Consider the following 24,776-nt stretch of genomic DNA (forward strand, 5'->3'; position numbering starts at 1 on the left):
CTATTTCGGGAGGTTCTTCACTTCGTTGTCCCACTTGGACAGGAGGCGCTTGCGCTCGGCTGACGAGCCGTATTTCGCGAAATCGAAGTTGATCAGCTTGATGTCGCTGAGCTTCGGAGCCTGCGGCGGAACCGGCGTGCTCTTGTTCGACGGCACCTGGTAGGACTTGGCTTCCGCGCCGAGCTTCTGGGCATCCGCGGTGAGCGCCCAATCATAGAATTTCTTGGCGTTGTCCAGGTTCTTGGCCCCCTTGATGATCGACATGGAGCCGATCTCGTAGCCCGTGCCTTCGCAGGGGGCGACCACCTTCACGGGTGCCTTGTCGACCACCATCGTGACGATGTCGTGCATGAAAGCAATGCCCGCCGTCGTCTCGCCGAGCGCCATGGCCTTGGCCGGGGCGGCGCCCGACTTGGTATATTGATTGACGTTCTTGTGCAGGGCTTTCAGGTACTCGAAGCCTTTGTCCTCGCCCATGATCTGCACGATGGTGGCGAGCAGCGTATAGGCGGTGCCGGAGGAGTTCGGATCGGCGACCTGCACCTCGTCCTTCAACTCGGGCTTCAGCAGATCCGCCCAGCATTTCGGCTCGCCGATCTTGTTCGACGCTGCGAGTTCCGTGTTGTAGCCGAAGCCGAGAGCACCGGAATAGATGCCGACGGTGCGCCCCTTGGACTGCTCCCACTGGCGCACGGCCCAGTCCTGCAACTCGCCCATTTTCGGCGACTTGTACTCTTCGGTGATGCCTTCCTCGGCAGCCTGCATATGCGGATCGCCCGTGCCGCCCCACCAGATATCCGCGCGAGGATTGGCCGCCTCGGCCTTGACCTGGGCGTAGACCTCGCCCGCACTCTTGCGGGTCATGGAAACCTTGATGCCCGTCTCGCGCTCGAAAGCGGTCGTCATGGCCCGGCACCATTCCTCCTGCACGCCGCAATACATGACCAGCGCGCCCTGCGCCTGAGCCGTTCCGGCGGACACGAAGGACAGGGCCGTCATGGTCCCCGCCAGCATGGTTGCCGCAACGAGATTCTTCTTAGCGTTCATTCTATCCTCCCGTGATGCCGTTCTTGTTTTTGGTTGGTCGGCTAAGCTCCCCCCATTGTGGCGGCGGGTCAAGTGCCTGGCCGGCGCTCCAAATCTGAATCTTTAGAATAAGATGCGGTCTCAGGGCTCTTTCGCGATCCCTGTCGCCTGGGTGAGGGCAGCGGCCAGTCCGGGCGTGCAGGCCAGAACGGGATTGCCTTTCCTGAGGCCATCCTCGGCCAGGAAGTTGTTGGTCCAGCCGCCGGCTTCCTCGATGATCAAGAGACCCGCCAGGGCATCCCAGGAATTGATGTGGAGTTCGCAATAGGCGTCGATGCGCCCGTCCGCGACGTAAGCAAGGCCCAGCGTGCCCGAGCCGGCACGGCGCACGTTGGCGCCCGCCGTCTTGAGCTTGTCCACCACGGCGATGTAGGGCTCGGGCGGCAGGCGCGGCGACCACCCTGCCTCCACGGTGGCCTGCTTCATGTCGTCGAGGCCGCTGACACGGATCGTCTCTCCATTGAGGATGGCGCCCCGACCTCGCTGGGCCGTATAAAGCTCGGCATGCATCACGTCGTAGATCACGCCGATCTCGACCCGGTTCTCGCGCACGAAGGCGATCGAGATGGCGAAGTGAGGGATCCCTCGGGCGAAATTCGCCGTGCCGTCGATGGGGTCGACCACCCACACATCGCGCCCGAAGGAGCCGCCTCCTTCCTCACCGAAGAAGGAATCCCCGGGGAACAGATGGCTCAGGCGACCGCGGATCAATTCCTCCACCTCCGCGTCGGTGGCCGTGAGGAAGTCCTGAGGTCCCTTGAAGTCCGGCCGTTGCGACCGCGGTCGTTCCAGGAAGCGCTTGCGGGCCAGTACGCCGGCCTCCCGGGCAATGGCGCAGGCTGCGGCGAATCTCATGTCCAGGCTCTCGGTCGGCATCACGGCGGGCGTCCTTCTGGATCAAAATGGAAGCTTCCATTGTTATGAGGCGGTCACAAAGCTTTGAGAGGATGGAGAATCGTATAAGGCCGACGCCGGTCTTGGCAGCTTTCGCCGGTCTTGGCAGCTTTCGATTTTTACCCTTTCTTAGCCGGCTCAAATCATCTACGTTACAAACTATCCCATGAGGAGTCCTACTCTCGTCGAATGCCCCAGACCCCAAAAGAAGAACTCAGCCAGGTTGCGGCACTCCCTTTCCGGATCAAGGACGGCAAGCTCGAGGTCCTTCTCGTCACGTCCCGCGAGACCAAGCGCTGGCTGATACCGAAAGGCTGGCCCATGAAGGGCAAGAAGCCCCACAAGGCCGCCGCCCAGGAGGCGGAGGAGGAGGCTGGCGTCAAGGGCGAGATCAGGAACAGGCCCCTCGGCTCCTATGATTACTGGAAGCGTCGGGCTGCTCACTTCGACCTGTGCCGCGTCAACGTCTATCCGCTCGAAGTCTCCAAGCAGCTCAAGTCCTGGCGCGAAAAGGGGCAGCGGAAGTCGCAATGGTTTCCGGTCGAGGAGGCCGCCCATCAGGTTCTGGAGCCGGCACTCGCCGATCTGATCCTGAGCCTGCCCGATCACGTCCTGGACGGCGCCGCCGCGGAATAGTGAGCAGATTTCGGGCCGCTTCCGGGAACGCAAAGCCCTTCAAGAAGTCTTTCCTGTGACGAATGCGGCCAGGCGGCGGAGCTTGGCCATTCACAGGCATGCGAGGAGATTTCGATGAAGGCGCTGGTTTGGCATGGCACCACGGACATCCGTTGCGATTCGGTTCCCGATCCCCGGATCGAGCATCCGCGCGACGCGATCATCAAGGTGACGAGCTGCGCCATCTGCGGCTCGGATCTCCATCTCTACGATCACTTCATGCCGGGGATGAAGTCCGGCGACATCATGGGCCATGAAACCATGGGCGAGGTCGTCGACGTCGGAGCCGAGTCGAAAGGTAAGCTCAAGGTGGGCGACCGCGTGGTGATCCCGTTCACCATCATCTGCGGCGAATGCGATCAGTGCAAGCGCGGCAATTTCTCGGTCTGCGAACGGACGAACCGCAACGGGCACATCGCCGCCAAGGCCTTCGGCCATACGACGGCAGGCCTTTTCGGGTACACGCATCTGACCGGCGGTTATGCGGGCGGTCAGGCCGAGTACCTGCGCGTGCCCTTCGCCGATGCAACCCATATCAAGGTGCCGGACGGCATTCCCGACGAGAAGCTCCTCTTTCTCAGCGACATCTTCCCCACCGGCTGGCAGGCGGCGGTTCAGTGCGACATCCAGCCGACAGACACGGTCGCGATCTGGGGGTGCGGCCCGGTTGGACAGATGGCGATCCGCAGCGCCATTCTGCTCGGGGCGAAGCAGGTCATCGCCATCGACCGGGTCCCCGAACGTCTGGCCATGGCGGAGGCCGGAGGCGCCGTCACGATCAACTTCGACGAGGAGAGCGTGATCGAGCGGCTCAATGAACTCACCAACGGCCGGGGGCCGGAGAAGTGCATCGATGCAGTCGGCATGGAGGCGCATGCGACCGCGACGATCGATTCGATGTATGACCGCGTGAAGCAGGCGACGATGATGGAGACGGATCGTCCCCACGTGCTGCGCGAGATGGCCTATGTCTGCCGACCGGCCGGAACCCTCTCGATTCCTGGCGTCTATGGCGGCCTGCTCGACAAGATCCCGTTCGGGGCGATCATGAACAAGGGGCTGACCATCCGCACCGGCCAGACGCATGTGAACCGCTGGACGGACGACCTCCTGCGTCGGATCGAGGATGGCCAGATCGATCCGTCCTTCGTCATCACGCATACCGTGTCCCTCGACGAAGGACCCGACATGTACAAGGTCTTCCGCGACAAGCAGGACGGTTGCATCAAGGTCGTCATCAAACCCTGACAGGTGAGAGCATGCGCTACGAAACCGAAAGAACGCGACGCCGTGGTCATGCCGATACGGCGACCGACACTCTCGCCCGTGGGCTCGGGCTGTTTTCCATTGCTCTTGGAATTGCCGAGATCGCGGCGCCTCGTGCCCTGGCGCGGGCTTTGGGCATGAAAGGGCAGGAGGGCCTGATCGCAGGCTACGGCGTCCGCGAGATCGCGACCGGCATCGGCATTCTGGCATCGAAGGATCCGACGCCGTGGATCTGGGGCCGCGTCGCGGGTGACGGGCTCGACTTGGCGACCCTGGCCACCGCGCTCGAGGGCAACAACCCCAAGAAGGGCAATGTCGGGATCGCCATGGCGGCTGTTGCCGGCGTGACGGCCCTCGATGTGTATTGCGCCCAGACCCTCAGTCGCGAGAGTCCCCATCCGCTGCCGCCGATGCAGGATTACTCCGGCCGCACCGGCTATCCTCGGGGCATCGAGCAGAGCCATGGCGCGGCGCGGGATTTCGAGGTGCCGCCCGACTTCCGCACGCCGGAAGCGCTGCGGCCCTACACGCAACCTGAGGCGCCTCGACATCCGCAGCCGTCTATGTGACCTAACGGCATGACAAAGCCGCAGGTATTTACGGTTGGATACGAGGGAGCGGACGTGGACCGCTTCCTCGCGACTTTGAAGGATGCCGGTGTTTCGGTTCTCGCAGATGTGCGGGCCGTCGCGCTCTCGCGCAAGCGTGGGTTCTCGAAATCGGCTCTGCGTGACGCACTGGCGAGCCAGGATATCGGCTACCAGCATTTCATCCGGCTCGGGACGCCGAAGGCGGGACGACAGGCGGCGCGCGCGGGTGACGGCGAACTGATGCGCCGGATCTATTGCGACGAGGTTCTGGCGACGGGACCGGCCCAGGAATCCCTTCGGGAACTCGAAGCCCTGGCCCTGACCCGGCCGATCTGCCTTCTCTGCTTCGAGCGTGATCCCGCCAATTGCCACCGCCGCGTCCTGGCGCGGCATTTGGCCGAGAAGGGCTTCGAGACCGTGGATCTGTCGGTCCTCTGACGCTACAAGGGAGAGAACCTCCCGTTCGGCCGAGACACCCGATGCAGGCATTCGTCACCGCGGTCAGCGCAAGTCCCAGCCACAGCTTCAGCAAGCCCAATCGGGATGTCATCCGTCTTCTCGCAGGCCTCGGGGTCGAGGGCGACGCGCATCTCGGCACGATGGTCAAGCATCGCTCCCGGGTGGCCAAGGACCCCACCCAGCCGAATCTGCGGCAGGTTCACCTGATTCATGCCGAACTGCATGACGAACTGCGCGAGGCGGGGTTCGACGTCTCGGCCGGCGACATGGGCGAGAATGTCACGACGCGCGGCATCGACCTCCTCCGCCTGCCGGTGGGCGCGCGCCTGCTCATCGGCGCGGGAGCCGTGATCGAGGTCACGGGGCTGCGAAACCCGTGTGTGCAGATCGATCGCTTCCGGAAAGGCCTCATGAAGGCTGTGCTCGGAAAGGACCCGCATGGAAATCTTGTCCGAAAATCCGGAATCATGGCGATCGTCGTCGAAGGCGGCGAGGTGAGGGCGGGGGATCCCGTTCGACTGGAATTGCCGCCCGAACCATACCGGCCGCTCGAAGTCGTATGAAGGTCCGGACGCACTTGCAACAAAACTGCGGTTGCCAAGTTGAAGGAACTGGACTACTTTAAGCCTAGGTTTAATTTCTAGAGAGGGAGGACTGCATGGCTTCTATGTGCTTGCTGAACGTTCCTCCCGCGTCCCGACTCTAGGTCGGACCAGGCGGGGCACCGAGGCCCGGCAAACCTTACCAAGCTATCACGTGTGATGATCTTCGAGCGGCACCGGACGCTGTAGGCCGGCGTTTCTATGGTCGCTCTTCACTCTTCCGGGGAGAGGCGCGCGCTCCGAGCGCCGCCTGTTCGCTTCCATGATCCAGTCGAAGAAAAGCGGGGACGCTACCCGCGATGTCCTGACATTCACCTTCCGCCATTGGCGTGAAGAGCCGCGCTACGTGGTGCTCATCATGGTGACCATGATGGTCTCGACCTTGGCCGACGTGTTCATGCCCGTCTTCGCGGGACGGCTCGTCGATGCCATCGCGGCGGACAGCGGCGACCGCGACGCGGCCCTGCATGCGGCGCTGGTCGCCTTCGCCTTCATGACCGGCCTCGGCCTGCTCATGATCGTCATGCGCCATCTGGCCTTCTACGGCATCGTGGAGCTCACGCTGCGGGTCATGGGACGCGTCGCGCAGGATGCGTTCGCGCGCGTGCAGCGGTTCTCGACCGACTGGCATGCAAACTCCTTCGCCGGCTCCACCGTGCGCAAGATCACGCGCGGCATGTGGGCGCTCGACCTGATGCACGATACGCTCCTGCTGGCCCTGTTGCCTTCTCTCACGGTGCTGGCTGGCTCGATGATCATCCTGGGCCTGCGCTGGCCCGTGATGGGGCTCGTCATCGGGGTGAGCGCGCTGGCCTACATCGTCATGACGGGCTTCCTGGCGACCCTCTATGTCGCGCCTGCGGCGCGGCTGGCGAATGCGTGGGATACCCGTGTCGGCGGCACTCTGGCGGATGCATTGAGCTGCAACCCGGTGGTCAAGGCGTTCGGCGCCGAGATCCGTGAGGACAGGCGCCTGACCCGGGTGCTGGGGAAGTGGCAGAGCCGCACCCGGCGCGTCTGGCAACGGGGCACCAACAGCGGCACGGTGCAGTTCATCGCGCTGCTCGGCATCCGCGCCGCCATCATCGGAACGGCCATCTGGCTGTGGTGGCAGGATCGTGCGACGCCGGGCGATATCGCTTACGTGCTCACGACGTATTTCGTGATCCACGGATACCTGCGCGATGTCGGCATGCACATCAACAACCTGCGCCGCTCCGTCAATGACATGGAGGAGCTCGTCGAGATCCACCGGGAGCGCATCGGTGTTCCTGACCGTGCCGGCGCGAGGCCGATCCACATCTCCCGCGGCGAGGTCGCCTTCGAGCGTGTCACGTTCCATTATGTCGGACACGAGACTCCGCTCTATCGGGATCTGTCGTTGACGATCCGGGCGGGCGAGCGCGTCGGCCTCGTGGGGCCGTCGGGCTCCGGCAAGACCACGCTCGTCAAGCTGATCCAGCGTCTCTACGACGTGACGGGTGGCCAGATCCTGATCGACGGGCAGAACATCGCTCAGGCCGAGCAGGCGTCCCTGCGTTCGCAGATTGCGATCGTGCAGCAGGAACCGATCCTGTTCCATCGCACCCTGGCCGAGAACATCGCCTACGGGCGCCCCGGCGCCTCCATGGCCGACATCGAGCGGGCGGCGCACCTCGCCAATGCGCATGAGTTCATCATGGGGCTGCCCAGAGGCTACTCGACGCTCGTGGGTGAGCGCGGCGTGAAGCTCTCGGGCGGCGAGCGGCAGCGGGTCGCCATCGCGCGCGCCTTCCTGGCGGACGCGCCTATTCTGATCCTGGACGAGGCGACCTCGGCCCTCGACTCGGAATCGGAGATGCTGATTCAGCAGGCCATGGAGCGGCTCATGGTGGGGCGGACCTCGGTCGTGATCGCACACCGGCTTTCCACGGTGCGGGCTCTCGACCGCATTGTCGTGTTCGACAGGGGGCGGATCGTGGAGGAGGGGGACCACCTCACGCTCTACGCAAAAGGTGGACTCTACCGCCGACTCTGCGACCACCAGGGTCTGGATCTCGCAAAAGGGGCCAGGTCCGATATGGCCGCAGAATAGGACGTCTGGACAAAATCCTTTGAAAACTCTAAGGAAATTGCCATGTTTGAAGTCAAAGATATTCCGGTCTCCGACAGCAAGCGGGACTTTTACGCTTCTCTCGCCCAGCAGCTCTCCGGACTTCTGGAGGGTGAGCCGGACGCCATCGCGAATGCCGCCAACATGTCTGCCCTGATCTACCAGTTCCTGCCGGATCTGAACTGGGCGGGCTTCTATTTCATGCGCGGATCGGAACTCGTTCTCGGGCCGTTCCAGGGCAAGACGGCCTGCGTGCGGATCGCGGTCGGTCGTGGCGTATGCGGCGCGGCCGCCGAGCGCAGGGAGCCCATCGTGGTGCCGGACGTGCATGCCTTCCCGGGCCACATCGCGTGCGACAGTGCCTCGCGCTCCGAACTCGTCGTGCCTCTCATCAAGGACGGCAAGGTTCTGGGCGTCCTCGATCTGGACAGCCCCAGCCCGAACCGGTTCGACGAAGAGGACCGTCAGGGCTGCGAGGCGCTGGTCGGGATCTATCTCAAGGCTTCCGACCTCACGCTTTAGCCCGACGCATGCACGCCGCCTATCTCGACACCTATTACAGCCGCACGGCCGCCGTCCCGGACAATTATCCGATGGCGGCGGGCCGCATGGAGGCGGATGTCTGTATCATCGGCGGCGGCCTCGCCGGCCTGACGGCGGCGCTGAAGCTCGCGCGCAGCGGACGGAAGGTCGTTCTTCTCGAAGCCCGTCGGATTGCCTGGGGCGCCTCCGGCCGCAATGGCGGCTTTGTCTCCGCAGGCTATGCGACGGGCTTCTCCGCCATCGAGCGGCGCGTGGGGTCCGACCACGCGCGAGAGCTGTTCCGGCTTTCGATGGAAGGCGTCGAGATCGTGCGCAGGGGGATCGACGAACTCGGCATCAAGGATGCTCATCCGGTGCCGGGGATCGCAAAGGCACTGCGCTATGACTCGCGGGGAGCCTTGCAGGCCGCCAGTGAAAGTCAGCAGTGCCAGTTCGGTCAAGCGCTGCGCTACCTGCCCCGGGCCGAGGTGAGAGAGATGCTCGCGTCGCCCCGATACCACGAGGCCGTTCTGGACGAGGGCGCTTTTCACTTCCATCCCTTGAATTACGGGTGGGCCTTGGCGCGCGAGGCGAAGCGGCTGGGCGTCGCCATTCACGAGCACTCGCCCGTGACGGCGGCAGATCTCGAGGAGGGCCGCAAGATCGTCCGCACGACGGGCGCGGAGATTTCTGCCGAGCACGTGGTCTTTGCAACGGGCGGCTATACGGACGGCGTGCTGCCCGCGCTGAAACGCGCATTCCTGCCGATTGCCACTTATGTTCTCCTGACCGAGCCGTCGCCGGACCTGGTCCAGGGAGCCATTCGCACCCAGGCGGCGGTTCTGGACGATCGGCGGGCAGGGGATTACTACCGCTTGGTTGATGGGGGAAGCCGCATTCTGTGGGGAGGACGGATCACCACCCGAACGACCGATCCGCGCGACATCGCGGCCCTGCTCAAACGGGAGATGGTGACAACCTATCCGCAGCTATCCAGGCTGAACGTGGAGATCGCCTGGTCGGGTCTCATGTCGTACGCCCGACACCTGATGCCGCAGATCGGGACATGGAAGCCGGGCGTCTGGTACTGCACGGCTTTCGGGGGCCACGGTATGAACACCACGGCGATCGGCGGTACGGTGGTCGCGGAAGGCATTACCGGCGAGAGCGACCGCTACCGTCTCTTCGCGCCGTTCGGTCTGACGTGGAACGGCGGCATCATCGGTCGCGCCGCCGCCCAGCTCACCTATTGGAGTTATCAGCTCGCCGATGCGGCCAGGGAATTCCGCTCTCGCCAGAGTTGAGATACTGAATTACATTTTGGCCGCGGATGCGACAATCCAAAGGCAGCTGAAGCTGAACGCGAGTGCGACAAGGTTCATGAGATAGGCCAAGGCATCGTTGGCGGGGTGGCGTTTTCCCGTCTGTTCCATCGTGCTTCCTCAAAAGCCGGAAGGTTCACAATGGGGATAATGCCTGAGCTTGGTGTCTGTCCAGATGGTTAACGGATTATTTTAGAGCATCGTGCGCAAAAGTGGGAACCGGTTTTGCGCGAAAAGATGCTCCAGGCAAAAGCCAGAGCATCGGACGATCGGGAAAGACGTCTCTCCCCTCCACGTCATCACCGGGCTTGTCCCGGTGATCTCGATCCGAGAGGCGCCGCGCCCCACCGGATCGGGATGGCCGGCACAAGGCCGGCCATGACGTGTGGGGGATCGTGGGAGGCGTGGCGCCACTGCCATGGTCGCCAGCCGCATCACCACCCGCTCACACAACCTCCACGTCATCACCGGGCTTGTCCCGGTGATCCCGGTCGTCTGAAGCGCTGCGCCCGAAGCAATCGGGATGGCCGGCGAGAGGCGGGTGATGACCGGCCGGCCATGACGGGAGAACGTTTCGATCCGGGAGTGGCGCGGGCCTAGAGCATCGTGCGCAAAAGTGGGAACCGGTTTTGCGCGAAAAGATGCTCCACAACAAAAGCTTGAAGCACCGGGCGTGAGATCGATGACACGTCCGATGCTTGAGTCAGCCACCAATTGTGCCGTGGACCGTTCCGAAGCGCCGGCTTTCGCAGGTGCAGTCACTGTTCTTGGACAAGGGCTCTGCGATCCAGCACACGCCTTTCGGCGTCGTGCAGGTGGCGCCTTGGCGCATATCCGCACGGGAGCGTTCGTACGCGCGCAGGCGATGCTCTCGGAAATAGGTGCGCTCCTTCGTGTGGAAGGGGGCGGCCAGATCGGTTTCCGGAAGCGGCCGCTCGCTGTCGGCTGCCAGCGCAATGGCCGGCGCGAGTGTTCCGGCGAGCAGGATGAGACAGGCGGCGATGGAGGGTTGCATGCATGGCTCCCGCGATGGAATCGGTTCGGTTCCGGGGCCTTTCTCCTCGCACCATCCCTCGCCAGGTGGCAACCCCGGTCTGCCCGAACGATCGATCACGAAAGTCTGATCACAAATAGAAGTCGTTCTTCGACAGCGCGGTCAGGTCTGCGACCTTGATTTTGAAGTCTGCGGATCTGTCGCCGTTCACGTCGCCCGACACGATGCCATCAGCAAACCGCAGTTCCCCCGCTTTACCATGAAACGCAGTCTTGCCGATGAAGCTGAAGGCCTGATTGCCTGCGACCTTGGTGTTGGCATCGATCCCGCGAAGGTCGATATGGTCCGAGCCGCGGAGGAAATCGGTGATCGTATCCACGGTGGATTTGCGAGAATCGCTCATGGCCTGGAAGACGAAGACGTCTGCGCCGCTTCCTCCGATGAGCAGATCCTTGCCGCTCTGACCATACAGCTTGTCGCTGCCGGACCCGCCTTCGAGCGTATCATTGCCGCCGCGCCCGAAAAGAGAGTCCTTCCCGTCTTCTCCGCGAATGGCATTGGAAGCACCGTTGCCGTGGAGCATGTCGTTGAACGCGCTGCCGGTCAGGTGCTCGATGCTCTCGTAGGTGTCGCCCGCGGCATCTGCCCGATTGCCTGAGGGAGATTGAAGATCGGCTGTCACAGCTGCCTTCGCGGTGATGTAGCTCGCCGTGTCCGAGCCGCTTCCGCCACTGAGAAAGTCGCCGCCACTCCCGCCGATCAGAATGTCATCGTTGCTTTGGCCATAGAGCTTGTCGTCGCCACCACTGCCCTGCAACGTGTTGCTGGCCGTATTGCCCTTGATCACATCGCTTGCGGAACCGCCGGAGGCATTTTCGATGAGAGAGCGTTCACTAGCCTGATAAAGGAACGCGTTGGCGATGTTGCCGGCAGCGAGTTTCGATCCGTCCCAATATAGTTTTGCGCGCTGCTCCTGGGATGTGATCGTCCAGGCTCCAGGCTCGAGATCGATGGAAAGCCCGGTGGTGTAATTGCTGAAGTTGTACGTATCGATGCCGCCGCCGTCCCAGATAGTCAGCAGAATCCGGTTGCCGCCGGGGGCACCCTGGCCAACGCCATTGATGAACATCTCGCCCGTCGTGGGGCTCCAGGCATAGCTCGTGTCGCCACCGTTCAACCCGTAGTTCGCACCATACATGTGCTGGATAGCGGCGATGTCGTACATCATGAGGGATTGGGGGTAGCCCCAGGTCTCGTTGGTGTAGCCCGTGCCGGTCGAAGCGCCCGCGTAGGAGCGGTAGCTCATCACGGTGTATTCCAGGCTGTCTCGATCAAGGGGCATGTTGCCCTCATGCGAATGCTCAAGCCCAAGGGCGTGCCCGATCTCATGCATGATCGTGGGGTAGGCATAGTTGCCCTTCGCCGGGCTTGCGTAGCTGCGGCTGGAATTGTTGAGCCAGACATCGCCGCCTGTCGCGTCGGTTGTCGGAAAATAGGCCCAGGCCGTGCTGGGCACGTCCGATTGCGCGAACCGCAGATCGGCGGAAGACGTGCCGGCTCCGCTCTGCTCCTGGAAGGTCAGATTGCTGACTGCCGCGTAGAGATACAATGCGGAGCGCGCAATGGCCTGCTGGGCATCGTTGAATGCGCCAAAACCCTTCGCGGTTTCGCCGCCCCCGTAGGACGATCCGTAAGAGGCGGCCGTTGCGGGAAAGCTATAAGTCAGATTGCTCGGTACCCATTTCATCGTACCGAGAACAGCATCGATGTAAGCATTTCCCGTGGGATTGTACGTTTCGACAGCAGGCATGATTCTTCAAACGGATAGAGCAGAAATGATGAAGGCGAACATTCGCACGGCGATCGGCCGGCGAACCGAAAGCAGGGCGGTGTTTGAAGGGTAACCTAAGGCCCTTCCAAAAGACTTAAGCTCGGCAGAGGAACCCGTCCGGGACGGGACTGTTACCTCGTAACTGTTCTGATGTTCTGATCCGAGCCCCGACGAGATTCGTTTGACTGGTTTGATCTCGCGCGAATGAGTCGCTCCGGGAGCTATAGGCAGTTTCCGGCCTTATCGAAAGCAGATGTGTTTGGCTGCCGGCTCGTTCGACAACATGCCGCAGGGCATTGCTCATGGCATGCCGCTTCCGAGCTCAAAGCCTGTCTTCTCAGGCGGGCCCTGACGGCTCCCTGGAGAAAACACCCGTCCCGGTCTGAAGACGGCGAGCGCATCGTGCGGACGAAAGCGGGTCGCTGACGCGGTCCTCTGGGTCACGTCCGATGCGCTAGGAGGGGAGGCGGTTGCCCCGTTTGACCGAGGTTCGGTGGATACCCGGTTCGAAGCGGATCTGCGGTTCGAGGGGTGGCGCGGCGACCCTGACGGCCTTTCCGCCCTTCGTCTTACCCCGCTCCGTGATGGCCTCCTGAGCAAGGAGGCGGATGTCTTCCAGGCGCCACTCCTCGCTCAACCAGGATCGGCCAATCACTTTGAGGATTTTCTCAAGGGTTGCGTATGGATCGACGACTCCGGGCGCATCGGCCATGTTTTTCATGATTTCCCCCATATGCCGAAGGTTTTCCTTCAGTCATTTTGGTCGGAACGCCTGCGAACAAGACATTTCCTCAGACAAGTATTGCAAAGCTGCCGCGCTAAAGAAACTGCACTTTCGGACAGGATCCGGGGAATGATCCGGAGCTTGGGCGGGAGCCGGGTGCGGGCAGGTTTTGAGCCCTGCGTTTCGCCCGTCGCGGGAGCCCGAGACCACCTGGTATCAGATTGGTAACATTGACGACACCGGGGCCCGACACGGGACGGCGGTTTCGCCGGCATCATCCCCCAACCGCGGCAGATGACGACCGGCGTGGACGATACGAGGGAGCGGAAAAGAACAGAATATCGCTCGTGGTGCGGTTCAGCCCAAGGTCGAGAGGGGAGGCCAATTCACCGGCTCCCGCGGCGTGATCGCCTCGCCGCCACTCGCTGTCTATACTATGTCGTGGAGGACTTGACGGTCCTGCCACCGAAGCGGCCCCGACTCGGGCCAGGGTCATACCGTTACATCGGAACTTGACGATATTCCGGACCGCGCTGCACTTGCGTCGGCCCGCTGTCCGAACAGCAAAATCCGGTGTCGCACAGGAAAATGCTTGGCGATGCTGGTTGCTGAACCAGTCATCAGCCCTAAAACCTGCGGTTAACTCTAACCTCGATGACGGCGACGGAGCCTCGGATCGCGTAGCGGGAAGACAGGCCTCTGCAGGTCTGAACCGGATCTACCGGCTGGGCTGAACTATTCTCACTGGAGGCTATGACCCAGATGACGATGGATCAGGTTCAAGGGTCACATTCATCCTCCACGCCCCTTGAGCGCGACGCGCGCTTGGTGTCCACCGATCACAAGGTTGCTCCAAGCGAGATCGCCATCGGGGTGATCATCGGTCGCGCTGCGGAATATTTCGACTTTTTCGTCTTTGCCATCGCCTCGGTGGTGGTGTTCCCAAAGGTGTTCTTCCCCTTCGCGGAACCTGTGACGGCAACGCTTTATTCGTTTGCCATGTTCTCATTGGCCTTTGTCGCCCGGCCGGTCGGCTCGATCATCTTCACGGCGATCGACCGCCGCCATGGCCGGGGCGTCAAGCTGACCATCGCGCTGTTTCTGCTCGGCTTCTCCACCATGGCGATCTCTTTCCTGCCCGGATACGCTCAGATTGGCGCATGGTCCCTGTATCTTCTCGGTGTTCTGAGAATTGGCCAGGGCCTTGCCCTGGGCGGCGCATGGGACGGGCTTGCATCCCTTCTGGCTCTCAACGCGCCCGTCGAGCGACGAGGCTTCTACGCCGCCATACCGCAATTGGGTGCACCACTCGGATTCATGGTTGCCAGCGTGCTGTTCGCGTTCTTTATGCTTAACCTGTCAGAGGCCGATTTTCTGGATTGGGGCTGGCGTTATCCGTTCTTTTGCGCCTTCGCCATCAACGTCGTGGCCTTGTTCTCACGCTTGCGGCTCGTCGCGACTGAAGAGTTTTCCCGGCTGCTCGAACGCCGACGGCTCGAACCGTCGCCCATCCTGCCGCTGATCCGGAACCACGCGGGAGTTCTCCTGGTCGGGGCGCTGATCCCGCTGGCGAGCTTCGCTCTCTTCCATCTCGTGACCGTCTTTCCCATCAGTTGGATCACTCTGTTCACCGAGCGTTCCGCTGGAGAGTTCCTGATGGTCCAATGCTCCGGCGCCTTCATCTGTGCGGTCGCGGTCGTCGCTTCCGGGCTGATCGCCGACCAAATCGGACGCCGAAGGCTCCTCCTGATCTCCGCAAGTCTCATTGCCGTCTTCGCGATTTGCAGCACCATCGCTCCCTTGATCATCGAGGAAAATGCGATCGGCCAGACGATCTACGTCAATGCCGGCTTTGCGCTTCTCGGCCTATCGTACGGACAATCGTCCGGTGCAGTGACGTCGCAGCTCGCGCAGCGATACCGTTATACAGGCGCGGCCCTCACCAATGACCTCGCCTGGCTGCTTGGCGCGGGCTTTGCGCCGCTGATCGTCCTCTTCCTGTCGGCCCGATACGGTCTTGCTTGCGTCGGCCTGTACCTGCTGTCGGGGGCTGTCACGACCCTCGTGGCGTTGAGCCTGTCCCGCTCGGAAATCCGTCAGGTCTGAAGCATGCGGAAGCCGATCGGGATCCATCGGAATACGTCTCGAGGTACGGATCTGCGGGGAATCATGGAGTGACTGCCCTGGCCAAGTTTCCCACTCAACCGCCCTCTGCACGCCGCCTGCTCACGTCCTGGCGGCGCAGATCTCTCCGTGGTCTCGCCCTGATCGCCGTCGCAGGGCTTCTCGCCGGATGCGATCTGGTCGTCATGAACCCCTCCGGCGATATCGCGGTTCAGCAGCGTAACCTCATCATTGCATCCACCGCGCTCATGCTTCTCGTCATCGTGCCGGTGATCGCGCTCACGTTCATTTTCGCATGGCGCTACCGAGCCTCGAACAACGATGCGACCTATGACCCGGACTTCCACCATTCGACACAGCTCGAGGTGGTTATCTGGACGATCCCACTGCTCATCATCATCGCACTCGGCGCCATGACATGGATCAGCACGCACACGCTCGACCCTTACAGGCCTCTCGGCCGGATCGCGCCCGGCAAGCCGGTGCCCGTCGACGTGAAGCCCCTGACCGTGGAAGTCGTGGCGCTCGACTGGAAATGGCTGTTCATCTATCCCGAGTACGGTGTCGCGAGCGTGAACGAGATGGCCGCCCCTGTGAACGCGCCGATCTCCTTCCGGATCACGTCGTCCTCCGTCTGGAACACGTTCTACGTCCCTGCTCTTGCCGGCATGATCTACGCCATGCCGGCCATGGAGACGAAGCTCCAAGCCGTGATGAACCAGGAAGGGGAGTTCACCGGCCTCTCGGGGATGTACAGCGGATCGGGCTTTTCACGCATGAACTTCGGTTTCCGAAGTCTCTCGCCGCAGGGCTTCGACGAGTGGGTGGCAAAGGCCAAGTCGGCCGGGACGCCCCTGGACCGTGAAGCCTATCTCAAGCTTGAGAAGCCGAGCGAGGAGGAACCGGTCCGCCAATACGGCTCGGTGGAGGAGGGGCTCTTCGACGCCATCCTGGGCTTGTGCGTCGCGCCTGGCCAAATGTGCGTGCACGAGATGCATCACATCGACAGGATGGGCGGCGCCGCCGAGGAAAGCGAGGAGAACCGCAAGCGGCTGGACTACGACGGCCGCCGCCTGGAAAGCGGCACCGAACCGTCCGGCGCGACTTTCCCGGCCTCCGGCCGCGCGCCCAGGAGTCTCGAAGAGCCCCAGGGCGTGATGCCGCGCGACCAACCCGGCGAAGGACCGAACGACCGAGGGCAGGGTACGGCCCCGCCCGGTGCCGGCAGTGGTCCCGCGCCGTCCCAACTGAACCCTCGACCTGCCGACCCCCACCAGCACTGATCCGGACGGGCATCCGCATGTTCTCGAACTCAGATCTCAGCCAACTCCTCTTCGGGCGCTTGTCGCTCGAAGCCATTCCCTACCACGAGCCGATCCTGCTCGGGACCTTCATCGTCGTGGCCTTGGGCGGCCTGGGGCTCGTCGGCGCGATCACCTGGTATGGGCAGTGGGGCTATCTCTGGCGGGAATGGTTCACGAGCGTCGACCACAAGAAGATCGGCATCATGTACGTCATCCTGGCGATCGTGATGCTGCTGCGCGGCTTCGCCGACGCCGTCATGATGATCACGCAGAAGGCGTTGTCGGTCGGCGCGGCGGAGGGATATCTTCCGCCGCACCATTATGACCAGGTCTTCACGGCCCATGGCTCGATCATGATCTTTTTCATGGCGATGCCCTTCGTGACCGGCGTCATGAACTACATCATGCCGTTGCAGATCGGCGCGCGTGACGTGGCCTTCCCGTTTCTCAACAACTTCAGCTTCTGGATGACGGCCGGAGGGGCCGTTCTCACGATGATGTCCCTGTTCGTGGGCGAGTTCTCGCGAGCCACCTGGCTCGCCTACCCGCCGCTGTCTGGCGCCGCCTACAGCCCCGGTGTCGGGGTCGATTACTACATATGGGGGCTGCAGATCGCGGGTGTCGGAACCACGCTGTCCGGTATCAACCTGATCGCAACCATCGTGAAGATGCGCGCTCCCGGTATGACGATGATGAAGCTGCCGGTCTTCACCTGGACGACGCTGGCCAGCAACGCCATCATCGTCACGATCTTTCCGGTTCTGACCGCAACCTTGGTGCTCCTCGCGCTCGATCGTTACGTGGGAACGCGCTTCTTCACGAACGATTTCGGCGGCAACTCGATGCTGTACATGAACCTCATCTGGATCTGGGGGCATCCGGAGGTCTACGTCCTCATCCTGCCTGCCTTCGGGATCTATTCCGAGGTCGTCTCGACCTTTTGCAGCAAGCGGCTGTTCGGCTACACGTCGATGGTCTATGCCACGATGGTGATCGCTCTCGTATCCTGGCTGGTTTGGCTGCACCACTTCTTCACCATGGGAGCCGGCGCCAACGTCAACGCCTTCTTCGGGATCACGACGATGATCATCTCCATCCCGACCGGAGCGAAGGTGTTCAACTGGCTCTTCACCATGTACCGGGGCAAGATCCGGTTCGAGACGCCGTTCATCTGGGTCATAGGCTTCATCCCGACCTTCGTGATCGGCGGCCTGACCGGCGTGTTGCTGGCCGTGCCGCCCGCCGATTTCGTCCTGCACAACAGCCTGTTCCTGGTCGCTCACTTTCACAACGTCATTATCGGCGGCGTGGTGTTCGGCCTGCTTGCAGGGGTCCAGTATTGGTTCCCGAAGGCTTTCGGCTACAAGCTCGACCCATTCTGGGGGAAGGTCTCGTTCTGGTGCTGGCTGGTTGGCTTCTGGACCACGTTCACGCCGATCTACATCCTGGGACTCATGGGCGTGACCCGGCGGACCCAGCACTTCGAGGATCCGGCCGTCCAGCCCTACCTGACAATCGCCGCGATCGGCGTTTTCATCATCATGGCGGGGATCGCGGCATTCGTGTTCCAGCTCTTCATCAGCTATGTTCGGCGTGAGAAGCTGCGCGACCTCACGGGTGACCCCTGGGGCGGGCGAACGCTCGAATGGTCGACGACTTCGCCGCCTCCGCCCTACAACTTCGCCTTCACGCCCGTGGTCCACGATCTGGATGCGTGGTGGGACATGAAGAAGCGCGGCTATGACCATCCCTTGGAGGGGTTCAGGCCGATCCACATGCCCAAGAACACGGGCACAGGCGTCATTCTGGCCGGATTGAGCACCGTCCTGGGCTTTGCCTTGGTCTGGTATATCTGGTGGCTGGCCGCCCTCTCGTTCGTCGCTCTCATCGCGACGGCCATCGTCCACACGTTCAATTACAACCGGGACTACTTTATTCCGGCCGAGGAGGTCGTCCGAATTGAAGGCCAGAGAATGGCCCAGCCCGCAGGAGGGGCTTGAGCCGATGCATGAGACGACGCCCCCACCGGGTGCCACGGCGCCCGTCTTCTACGAGCAGGAAGAGCACGCCCACGGGGATGGAGGCACGCTGTTCGGCTTCTGGATCTACCTGATGGGGGACAGCCTCATCTTCGCGGTTCTGTTCGCGACCTATGGCGTACTCGGCCGCAACTACGCAGCGGGACCGTCGGGGGCCGACCTGTTCGATCTGCGGCTCGTCGCCGTCAACACGAGTCTCTTGCTGCTGTCCTCGATCACGTATGGCTTCGCCATGCTGGAGATGGACAGGGACCGGATCAGGCAGACCCTCGCCTGGTTGGCGGTCACGGGTCTGTTCGGAGCCGCCTTCGTCGGGATCGAGCTTTATGAGTTCTCGCACTTGATCAGCGAGGGCGCGACGCCCCAGCGCAGTGCATTTCTGTCCTCGTTCTTCGCCCTGGTGGGAACACACGGACTGCATGTGACATTCGGCATCCTGTGGCTCATCACGCTGATGGTCCAGGTGCGCCGGCGTGGGCTGATCCTGGAGAATCAGCGCCGGCTCATGTGCCTCTCCATGTTCTGGCACTTCCTCGACGTGGTCTGGATCGGCGTCTTCACCTTCGTTTATCTGATAGGGGTCATGCGATGAGCCAGGTCGCCGAACCCGGGACTGCCGGAGAGTCGCACGGCAAAAGCCAGGTGCACGGGGAGCATCGTGCCCATGGCGCCCAGGGTACGTTCAGAAGCTACATGACGGGTTTCATCCTGTCCGTCATCCTCACGGCCATCCCGTTCTGGCTCGTGATGGGCGACGTGCTGGGCGACGCACGCACGACGAGCATCGTCGTCATCGCGCTGGCTGCGGCACAGATCGTCGTCCATATGATCTATTTCCTGCACATGAACACGAAGTCGGAGGGCGGCTGGACCTTTCTGGCCCTGTTGTTCACCCTCATTCTTGTCGTCATCACGCTGGTTGGCTCGATATGGGTTATGTACCACATGGACCAGAACATGATGCCGATGTCGCCGCACGAGGCGCTGCAACGACCCTGACGGGCAGACGGATCGCCGCGCTGGTCGCTTTCGACGGGGTGGCGATCCTGATCGTGGCTCTTCTCGTCGCGCTCGCCGTTTGGCAGGTCCATCGCCGCGCCTACAAGCTCGACCTGATCGAGCGCGTGGAGGCTCGGGTCCATGCGAGCCCGGTGCCTGCGCCGGGACCGGAACGGTGGGCCAGCGTGACGGCGGCGGACGCGTATCGCCGCGTGCAGGTAACCGGAACCTGGATCGAGGATCGCTCGACGCTTGTCCAGGCCGTGACGGAACTGGGCGGCGGGTATTGGGTCGTGACGCCCCTGGCGCGGGACGACGGGACGACGATCCTCGTCAATCGCGGCTTCGTTCCCGCGTCCGGGCGGGACCCGACCGCCTGGCGACCGGGCCAGAACCCTGTTACGGTCGTGGGCCTCCTGCGCGTCTCCGAGCCGCGAGGCGCTTTCCTGCGCACGAACGATCCCGGGTCCAACCGCTGGTTCTCCCGCGACGTGGTGGCAATCGCCTCGGCGCGCGGGTTGGGTGAGGTCGCGCCCTACTTCATCGATGCCGAACGCGCGCCGGGCGAAGCAGGCCTTCCGGTCGGTGGTTTGACGGTCATTGCGTTCTCGAACAACCATCTCGTTTATGCGCTCACCTGGGCTGCTTTGGCGCTGATGGCCGCAGCGGGCGCCCTTGTTGTCAACCTGGATCAACTCCGGCCAGGCTGGCTTGGGTCACGCATTCGCAATCCACGGGAACCCTGACAGAACCTGCATCGCGATGGAACCGAGCCTGCAACGGAGCATCGCCAGAGCTGCCGGCGACTGCACCCTGGCCCTCGCGGTCAGCCGCCGGGGATGACCGGTTCAAGGCGGTGCGAGCTCACAGATCCTGATCTGAATCGGGATTTGGCGCAGCTCCCGAGGGCGGCGCTTCTTTCACCATGATCCTGACCGTATGGCTTTCCACCTTGCCGCTGGCCGAGCGAACCTCATAGGTCAGTTCATCGCTTCCCCTGTACGAGGAGTTCGCCGTGTAGAAGATGCCCTGCGCCTTGGCGGCGAGATTCGGACAGCGCGCGATGCGTCCCGCTTTCAAGGTGCCGCTCCGGACATTCATTTCGCCATGCCTGGGAGGCGTCACCACCCTGATCGTCGGCAGAGGTCCGGATGTGCAATCCTTCTGAACATTTCCATACACACCCAGGCGATGGGACTTGCCGGCCACCGCGTCGGCGCTTCGATACGCGCTGTTGCCTTGGGCAAGGCTTCCGCCGCCGGAGGCCGCAAAGGCGCCAAGGAGAGCAAAGGAGAATACGGCGAGGCGCGCGAGGCTGATCATCCCAATCTACCATTCAGATCTTCGGGTCGGGAGAGGAAGGTGCGTCGACCGACGGGCTTCCTCGCTCCCTTTATCGGTTGACGGACGGACTCGCCGCACTCTTCCGTCGCGCGGCGCGTCGCGAGAGCATGTTCAAGCCTTCGATCAGGGCCGAGAATGCCATCGCGGCGTAGATGTAGCCCTTGGGCACGTGGGCGCCGAATCCTTCCGCAATCAGCGTCATGCCGATCATCAACAGGAAGCCGAGCGCCAGCATGACCACGGTCGGATTATTGTGGATGAACTGGGCCAGCGGGTTGGCCGCCAGGAGCATGACTGTCACGGCGGCGACGACCGCGATCACCATGATCATCACGATATCGGTCATGCCGACCGCAGTGATGATGCTGTCCAGTGAGAAGACGAGGTCGAGCAGCAGGATCTGGGTGATCGCCGAGCCGAAGGTCATCGTCGCCTTGGCGGTATCGAACACGTCGTCCGTGGGGCTCGGATCGACGTTGTGATGGATTTCCTTCGTGGCTTTCCAGACGAGGAAGAGACCGCCGCCGATCAGGATCAGGTCGCGCCAGGAGAAGGCGTGGCCAAAGACGGTGAAGATCGGCTCCGTCAGGGTGACGATGATCGCGATGGTGCCGAGCAGGCCGAGGCGCAGGATCAGCGCCAGGCCGATCCCGATTCGCCGGGCCTTGGAGCGCTGATGCTCGGGCAGCTTGTTGGTGAGGATCGAGATGAAGATCAGGTTGTCGATGCCGAGCACCACCTCCATGACGACCAAGGTCGCCAGGGCGACAAGGGCCGTCGGATCCGAGAGCCAGGAAAAGTCCACGCGATGTTCCTTATTTTAACCCTGGCCGGGCGAGGGCGCCCCCAGCCCGCCGCTGGCAACGATGTTGACCGGCCCGGTGTTCCGTCATGGATGCTTGGGGAGGTGTGAAGATCCCGGCGGGGTCAGACAGCGCTTGCGAGCCCGGGACGCGCCGGCAGGGCCACGCTCTTGCTCCCGTGACGGGAGGTAGCGGGCGGCCAGCCTTGTCGGGTGGGCCGACCCATCGTCGATCGGACTCAGATGTCCTCTTCGAAGCCGAAATCATCGCCGCCGGAGTCTTCGGCGGCCGCCTGCTGCGGCTCGGCCTGCCCGGTATCGGCGGCTTTCGCCTCGTCTCCACCCCCGAAGGCATCGGCGATCATGTTGCCGATGAGCACGCCGCCCGCGACACCCATCGCAGTCTGGGCCGCGCCGGCCAGGAAACCGCCCCCGCCGCGTTGCTGTGCCATGCCGCCCATCATGCCGGATGCCGTGTGAGGCGGCATGCCCTGCATCGGCTGCTGATAGGGCTGGTACGAGGGTTGCTGCTGCGGGCGGGACTGCCCGCCGAACAGGCCGGCCAAGAAGCCGCCTCCGCCTGCGGGGCGGCTGGCGAGTTCATGCTCCAGCTGCTGGATGCGCCCCTGGGCAGCGCTCAGCGCCTGCTCCTGCACCACGATGGTCTGAGCCATGTAGTAAGGGGCGTTGGGCTGCTGCCCCATCTGCGACCGGATGAACTCCGCCGCCTGGGCGTCCGGGGGGGTGGACTGGCGCTCGACCTGCGCGATCTTGCCGAAGAGCTGTTCGATGGCCTGACGGTCCTGATGGTCCATAAATGTGGATCCTCTCATGCAATGACGGTGTGGTGGAGAGATTATTCTTCCCGCTGCCCCGTAAGGCTGAGAAGCAGCTGGAACAGGTTGATGAAGTTCAGGTAGAGCGAGAGAGCGCCGAACACGGCCATCTTGCCGTTGGCCTCGTGGCCGAACCCTTCGGCATACTGCTCCTTGATGGTCTGCGTGTCGTACGCGGTCAGTCCGGTGAACACGAGCACGCCGATGATCGAGATGGCGAACTGCAGGGCGCTCGACGCGAGGAAGATGTTGACCAGCGAGGCGATGATGATGCCGATCAGGCCCATGACCAGGAACGAGCCGAACCGGGAGAGGTCGCGCTTGGTCGTGTAGCCATAGAGGCTGGTGGCGCCGAACATGGTGGCGGTGATGAAGAAGGTGCGGGCGATGCTCGCGCCGGTGAACACCAGGAACACCGATGCCAGCGACAGACCCATCACGGCCGAGAAGGCGAAGAAGGCCGTGCGTGCGGAAGCCGCGGTCATCCGGTCCATGCGGAACGAGAAGAAGAAGATGAAGGCCAATGGCGCCAGCATCACCACCCACTTGAGCGGTGTCTGGAAGATCGGCACGTAGAGGGCAGGCGTCGAGGCGACGACGAATGCCACGAGGCCCGTCACCACGAGCCCCAGTCCCATGTAGTTGTAGACCCGCAGCATGTGCTGGCGCAGGCCCTCGTCGAAGAGGGCGCCGCTGGGGCGCGCTGCGGCGGTTTGCCATGCATAAGGTGTATTCATCTCAAGTCCTCTTGGTGGGGGATCAACGAAGCGTGTGGGACAGGCGGAGGGCTGCTCGTTCGATGGCCTTGTCGCTTGCCGTGCCCGTCAGGGCATAGGCAAGCGGGCCGCGCTGCCAGTAGACGGCCTGCGCGTTCTCGATCCGCGCGGAGGTCGGAGAGATCACGTCGAACGCGGGGACCTGGGCGGCGAACAGCGACAGCCGCCCGAGCGAGCCTGCATCGATGGCGATCTCGACGCTGTGGCCGTGCCGCGATGGAAAGACCTGCACGTCCCGCACCACCCAGTCACTGGGGAAGGCGGGAAGCTCGATCCCAGTCTCCGCACGGATCTCAGCGGCATTGAAATCCGTCGTCTGGCGCTGGGACGTCATGCGGGCCCGCAGGAGCGAGGTGGCGTGGGAATGAACCGCATCCTCGACAAAAGCCGGCGGCTTGGGGGAGGCCTCGCTGTCGGTGATGCCCAGACCCACCTGACCATGAGCGAACCAGCCGATCCCGATGAGGGCCGCGACGGCCGCGATGCGGCGAAGTTTCAGTCCGACCTCCCGCCAGGCGAGGGCCCGCTCGAGGCGCGCTCCGGCTGCCAGCATGGACTCTCTCGGGCGGGGCAGGGGGGGCCCGTGGAGCAGCCGGAGAGCGTCCCGATCCTTCAGGTCCGCCATGATGCGCGCAGCCGCTTCGGGATCGCGGGCCAGATGCTCCTCGACCTCGATCCGCCTGGCAGCGTCGAGCTGCTCATCCACATAGGCGAGAAGATCCGTTTCGGTGATCGGGTCAGACATCGGATCCTCCAACGATGCGCAGACCGGGCCGCTTGGCTGAGGGCTCCCCCGGCCGGTCATGGCCTGCTTCAAAATCCCGGAGCGTTGCGCGAGCGCGCCCGAGGCGGGACATGAGCGTGCCGATCGGAATCTTGAGCGCCGTGGCTGCCTCCTGGTAAGACAGGCCTTCGATCGCAACCAGATGCAGGGCTGCCCGCTGTTCGTCCGGCAGGCTCATGAAGGCCGCCTGAACCTGCTGAAGCCGCACGCGGCTCTCCTGGTCGGGCACGGCGGCCGTCTCCGCCAGCTCGGCAGCCTGCTCCAGGCGGCGCAGCTCCGCGATGCGGCGGCGCCGATTGTCGATGAAGGCGTTGTGGAGAATCGAGAGCAGCCAGCTCCGCAGATTGCCGCCGGGCCTGAATGAGGCCTTGTGCTCGTAAGCGCGCACGAGCGCATCCTGAACCAGATCCTCCGCCTGGGCCTCGTCCCGGGTCAGGGAACGGGCGTAGCGCCGCAACGGACCCAAAAGGCTGATGACATCCATGCGCTTCACGTCGTTCATGCCAAGTATACGCCGCCGGCGACGTTCCTAATCCGGGCTCGTGCCGTTTTTTTGCGCCGGCCCCTGAGCGGGTCCGGCGCGCTAGAGCACCGGACAGGAAATCCGACTCCCGGGGTTTTGGCTTGGTGAGATCTGTGATTCACTCTGTGGAACGGGAGGTGGATCATGGGTCACTGCTATTCTCTCGATCTGCGGGTGCGGGTGGCTGA

The 24,776-nt window shown here is 63.1% G+C and carries 25 protein-coding genes; 14 read left to right on the forward strand and 11 right to left on the reverse strand.

The annotated features are described in order from the left end of the window. Nucleotides 1-1,047, reverse strand: a complete 1,047-nt coding sequence (locus tag NF876_RS34930; RefSeq protein WP_262272688.1) for an ABC transporter substrate-binding protein — start codon at nt 1,045-1,047, stop codon at nt 1-3. 120 nt (nt 1,048-1,167) lie between these two features. Beyond that, complete coding sequence (locus tag NF876_RS34935; RefSeq protein WP_262272689.1) at nt 1,168-1,941, reverse strand: inositol monophosphatase family protein; 774 nt, start codon at nt 1,939-1,941, stop codon at nt 1,168-1,170. A 228-nt stretch (nt 1,942-2,169) separates the two neighbouring features. On the opposite strand from NF876_RS34935, the gene NF876_RS34940 reads away from it, so the two are divergent. The 8 genes from NF876_RS34940 to NF876_RS34975 all read left to right on the forward strand — a co-directional run bounded on the left by NF876_RS34940 (nt 2,170) and on the right by NF876_RS34975 (nt 9,490). Next, nucleotides 2,170-2,616: an NUDIX hydrolase gene (locus NF876_RS34940; protein ID WP_262272690.1), complete on the forward strand. Its 447-nt coding sequence runs from the start codon at nt 2,170-2,172 to the stop codon at nt 2,614-2,616. 114 nt (nt 2,617-2,730) lie between these two features. Beyond that, complete coding sequence (locus NF876_RS34945; protein WP_262272691.1) at nt 2,731-3,903, forward strand: zinc-dependent alcohol dehydrogenase; 1,173 nt, start codon at nt 2,731-2,733, stop codon at nt 3,901-3,903. A gap of 11 nt (nt 3,904-3,914) precedes the next feature. Beyond that, nucleotides 3,915-4,490, forward strand: coding sequence for a cyclase dehydrase (locus NF876_RS34950; RefSeq protein WP_262272692.1), 576 nt, complete (start codon nt 3,915-3,917; stop codon nt 4,488-4,490). A gap of 9 nt (nt 4,491-4,499) precedes the next feature. Further along, the gene (locus NF876_RS34955) at nt 4,500-4,949 is read left to right on the forward strand and encodes a DUF488 domain-containing protein (RefSeq protein WP_262272693.1); all 450 of its coding nucleotides are present in this window, start codon (nt 4,500-4,502) and stop codon (nt 4,947-4,949) included. A gap of 41 nt (nt 4,950-4,990) precedes the next feature. Continuing rightward, nucleotides 4,991-5,533 carry an MOSC domain-containing protein gene (locus NF876_RS34960; protein WP_262272694.1) on the forward strand — a complete coding sequence of 181 codons (543 nt, stop codon included), beginning with the start codon at nt 4,991-4,993 and terminating at the stop codon, nt 5,531-5,533. 301 nt (nt 5,534-5,834) lie between these two features. After that, nucleotides 5,835-7,646 carry an ABC transporter ATP-binding protein gene (locus NF876_RS34965; protein WP_262272695.1) on the forward strand — a complete coding sequence of 604 codons (1,812 nt, stop codon included), beginning with the start codon at nt 5,835-5,837 and terminating at the stop codon, nt 7,644-7,646. A gap of 42 nt (nt 7,647-7,688) precedes the next feature. Then, nucleotides 7,689-8,186 (forward strand): free L-methionine (R)-S-oxide reductase MsrC, encoded by a 498-nt coding sequence (msrC, locus tag NF876_RS34970; protein WP_262272696.1) that lies wholly within the window; start codon nt 7,689-7,691, stop codon nt 8,184-8,186. A gap of 8 nt (nt 8,187-8,194) precedes the next feature. Then, nucleotides 8,195-9,490 carry an NAD(P)/FAD-dependent oxidoreductase gene (locus NF876_RS34975; RefSeq protein WP_262272697.1) on the forward strand — a complete coding sequence of 432 codons (1,296 nt, stop codon included), beginning with the start codon at nt 8,195-8,197 and terminating at the stop codon, nt 9,488-9,490. A gap of 721 nt (nt 9,491-10,211) precedes the next feature. Here NF876_RS34975 and NF876_RS34980 read toward each other — a convergent pair. The 3 genes from NF876_RS34980 to NF876_RS34990 all read right to left on the reverse strand — a co-directional run bounded on the left by NF876_RS34980 (nt 10,212) and on the right by NF876_RS34990 (nt 13,054). Then, on the reverse strand, nt 10,212-10,523 hold the full coding sequence (locus NF876_RS34980; RefSeq protein WP_262272698.1) for a hypothetical protein: 312 nt from the start codon (nt 10,521-10,523) through the stop codon (nt 10,212-10,214). 109 nt (nt 10,524-10,632) lie between these two features. After that, the gene (locus NF876_RS34985; protein ID WP_262272699.1) at nt 10,633-12,312 is read right to left on the reverse strand and encodes a M10 family metallopeptidase C-terminal domain-containing protein; all 1,680 of its coding nucleotides are present in this window, start codon (nt 12,310-12,312) and stop codon (nt 10,633-10,635) included. 475 nt (nt 12,313-12,787) lie between these two features. Next, nucleotides 12,788-13,054: a hypothetical protein gene (locus NF876_RS34990; protein WP_262272700.1), complete on the reverse strand. Its 267-nt coding sequence runs from the start codon at nt 13,052-13,054 to the stop codon at nt 12,788-12,790. A gap of 765 nt (nt 13,055-13,819) precedes the next feature. On the opposite strand from NF876_RS34990, the gene NF876_RS34995 reads away from it, so the two are divergent. The 6 genes from NF876_RS34995 (at nt 13,820) to NF876_RS35020 (ending at nt 20,269) form a co-directional block, all read left to right on the forward strand. Further along, nucleotides 13,820-15,163, forward strand: coding sequence for an MFS transporter (locus NF876_RS34995; protein WP_262272710.1), 1,344 nt, complete (start codon nt 13,820-13,822; stop codon nt 15,161-15,163). Nucleotides 15,164-15,279: 116 nt separating this feature from the next. Beyond that, entirely contained in the window at nt 15,280-16,464 is a 1,185-nt protein-coding gene (gene cyoA, locus NF876_RS35000; protein ID WP_262272711.1) for a ubiquinol oxidase subunit II, read from the forward strand. A gap of 17 nt (nt 16,465-16,481) precedes the next feature. Then, complete coding sequence (gene cyoB / locus NF876_RS35005) at nt 16,482-18,485, forward strand: cytochrome o ubiquinol oxidase subunit I (protein ID WP_262272701.1); 2,004 nt, start codon at nt 16,482-16,484, stop codon at nt 18,483-18,485. Between the two features lie 4 nt (nt 18,486-18,489). Then, nucleotides 18,490-19,116: a cytochrome o ubiquinol oxidase subunit III gene (gene cyoC / locus NF876_RS35010; protein ID WP_262272702.1), complete on the forward strand. Its 627-nt coding sequence runs from the start codon at nt 18,490-18,492 to the stop codon at nt 19,114-19,116. Next, nucleotides 19,113-19,523 carry a cytochrome o ubiquinol oxidase subunit IV gene (gene cyoD, locus NF876_RS35015; RefSeq protein ID WP_262272703.1) on the forward strand — a complete coding sequence of 137 codons (411 nt, stop codon included), beginning with the start codon at nt 19,113-19,115 and terminating at the stop codon, nt 19,521-19,523. The genes cyoC and cyoD overlap by 4 nt, the downstream gene beginning before the upstream one ends. Beyond that, nucleotides 19,454-20,269 carry an SURF1 family protein gene (locus tag NF876_RS35020; RefSeq protein WP_262272704.1) on the forward strand — a complete coding sequence of 272 codons (816 nt, stop codon included), beginning with the start codon at nt 19,454-19,456 and terminating at the stop codon, nt 20,267-20,269. The genes cyoD and NF876_RS35020 overlap by 70 nt, the downstream gene beginning before the upstream one ends. A gap of 118 nt (nt 20,270-20,387) precedes the next feature. Here the strand turns inward: NF876_RS35020 and NF876_RS35025 are convergent, their stop codons facing one another. The 6 genes from NF876_RS35025 to NF876_RS35050 form a co-directional block, all read right to left on the reverse strand. Further along, entirely contained in the window at nt 20,388-20,846 is a 459-nt protein-coding gene (locus NF876_RS35025) for a 4-aminobutyrate aminotransferase (protein WP_262272705.1), read from the reverse strand. A 70-nt stretch (nt 20,847-20,916) separates the two neighbouring features. Further along, nucleotides 20,917-21,672, reverse strand: coding sequence for a TerC family protein (locus tag NF876_RS35030; RefSeq protein WP_506323693.1), 756 nt, complete (start codon nt 21,670-21,672; stop codon nt 20,917-20,919). A gap of 236 nt (nt 21,673-21,908) precedes the next feature. Beyond that, nucleotides 21,909-22,484: a DUF2076 domain-containing protein gene (locus NF876_RS35035; RefSeq protein ID WP_262272706.1), complete on the reverse strand. Its 576-nt coding sequence runs from the start codon at nt 22,482-22,484 to the stop codon at nt 21,909-21,911. Between the two features lie 41 nt (nt 22,485-22,525). Beyond that, complete coding sequence (locus tag NF876_RS35040) at nt 22,526-23,242, reverse strand: Bax inhibitor-1/YccA family protein (protein WP_262272707.1); 717 nt, start codon at nt 23,240-23,242, stop codon at nt 22,526-22,528. Nucleotides 23,243-23,264: 22 nt separating this feature from the next. Next, nucleotides 23,265-24,026 (reverse strand): anti-sigma factor family protein, encoded by a 762-nt coding sequence (locus tag NF876_RS35045; protein ID WP_262272708.1) that lies wholly within the window; start codon nt 24,024-24,026, stop codon nt 23,265-23,267. After that, entirely contained in the window at nt 24,019-24,567 is a 549-nt protein-coding gene (locus tag NF876_RS35050) for a sigma-70 family RNA polymerase sigma factor (protein ID WP_262272709.1), read from the reverse strand. Before NF876_RS35050 ends, NF876_RS35045 begins: the two co-directional genes overlap by 8 nt. Nucleotides 24,568-24,776 lie beyond the last annotated feature (209 nt).

It is taken from the genome of Microvirga yunnanensis (genome assembly GCF_025460875.1).

What these genes read in the sequence shown, in the direction of transcription:
- NF876_RS34930 (WP_262272688.1), bottom strand. Translation starts at nt 1,047, where the DNA reads ATGAACGCTAAGAAGAATCTCGTTGCGGCAACCATGCTGGCGGGGACC.
- NF876_RS34935 (WP_262272689.1), bottom strand. Translation starts at nt 1,941, where the DNA reads ATGAGATTCGCCGCAGCCTGCGCCATTGCCCGGGAGGCCGGCGTACTG.
- NF876_RS34940 (WP_262272690.1), top strand. Translation starts at nt 2,170, where the DNA reads ATGCCCCAGACCCCAAAAGAAGAACTCAGCCAGGTTGCGGCACTCCCT.
- NF876_RS34945 (WP_262272691.1), top strand. Translation starts at nt 2,731, where the DNA reads ATGAAGGCGCTGGTTTGGCATGGCACCACGGACATCCGTTGCGATTCG.
- NF876_RS34950 (WP_262272692.1), top strand. Translation starts at nt 3,915, where the DNA reads ATGCGCTACGAAACCGAAAGAACGCGACGCCGTGGTCATGCCGATACG.
- NF876_RS34955 (WP_262272693.1), top strand. Translation starts at nt 4,500, where the DNA reads ATGACAAAGCCGCAGGTATTTACGGTTGGATACGAGGGAGCGGACGTG.
- NF876_RS34960 (WP_262272694.1), top strand. Translation starts at nt 4,991, where the DNA reads ATGCAGGCATTCGTCACCGCGGTCAGCGCAAGTCCCAGCCACAGCTTC.
- NF876_RS34965 (WP_262272695.1), top strand. Translation starts at nt 5,835, where the DNA reads ATGATCCAGTCGAAGAAAAGCGGGGACGCTACCCGCGATGTCCTGACA.
- msrC (WP_262272696.1), top strand. Translation starts at nt 7,689, where the DNA reads ATGTTTGAAGTCAAAGATATTCCGGTCTCCGACAGCAAGCGGGACTTT.
- NF876_RS34975 (WP_262272697.1), top strand. Translation starts at nt 8,195, where the DNA reads ATGCACGCCGCCTATCTCGACACCTATTACAGCCGCACGGCCGCCGTC.
- NF876_RS34980 (WP_262272698.1), bottom strand. Translation starts at nt 10,523, where the DNA reads ATGCAACCCTCCATCGCCGCCTGTCTCATCCTGCTCGCCGGAACACTC.
- NF876_RS34985 (WP_262272699.1), bottom strand. Translation starts at nt 12,312, where the DNA reads ATGCCTGCTGTCGAAACGTACAATCCCACGGGAAATGCTTACATCGAT.
- NF876_RS34990 (WP_262272700.1), bottom strand. Translation starts at nt 13,054, where the DNA reads ATGAAAAACATGGCCGATGCGCCCGGAGTCGTCGATCCATACGCAACC.
- NF876_RS34995 (WP_262272710.1), top strand. Translation starts at nt 13,820, where the DNA reads ATGACGATGGATCAGGTTCAAGGGTCACATTCATCCTCCACGCCCCTT.
- cyoB (WP_262272701.1), top strand. Translation starts at nt 16,482, where the DNA reads ATGTTCTCGAACTCAGATCTCAGCCAACTCCTCTTCGGGCGCTTGTCG.
- cyoC (WP_262272702.1), top strand. Translation starts at nt 18,490, where the DNA reads ATGCATGAGACGACGCCCCCACCGGGTGCCACGGCGCCCGTCTTCTAC.
- cyoD (WP_262272703.1), top strand. Translation starts at nt 19,113, where the DNA reads ATGAGCCAGGTCGCCGAACCCGGGACTGCCGGAGAGTCGCACGGCAAA.
- NF876_RS35020 (WP_262272704.1), top strand. Translation starts at nt 19,454, where the DNA reads ATGGGTTATGTACCACATGGACCAGAACATGATGCCGATGTCGCCGCA.
- NF876_RS35025 (WP_262272705.1), bottom strand. Translation starts at nt 20,846, where the DNA reads ATGATCAGCCTCGCGCGCCTCGCCGTATTCTCCTTTGCTCTCCTTGGC.
- NF876_RS35035 (WP_262272706.1), bottom strand. Translation starts at nt 22,484, where the DNA reads ATGGACCATCAGGACCGTCAGGCCATCGAACAGCTCTTCGGCAAGATC.
- NF876_RS35040 (WP_262272707.1), bottom strand. Translation starts at nt 23,242, where the DNA reads ATGAATACACCTTATGCATGGCAAACCGCCGCAGCGCGCCCCAGCGGC.
- NF876_RS35045 (WP_262272708.1), bottom strand. Translation starts at nt 24,026, where the DNA reads ATGTCTGACCCGATCACCGAAACGGATCTTCTCGCCTATGTGGATGAG.
- NF876_RS35050 (WP_262272709.1), bottom strand. Translation starts at nt 24,567, where the DNA reads ATGAACGACGTGAAGCGCATGGATGTCATCAGCCTTTTGGGTCCGTTG.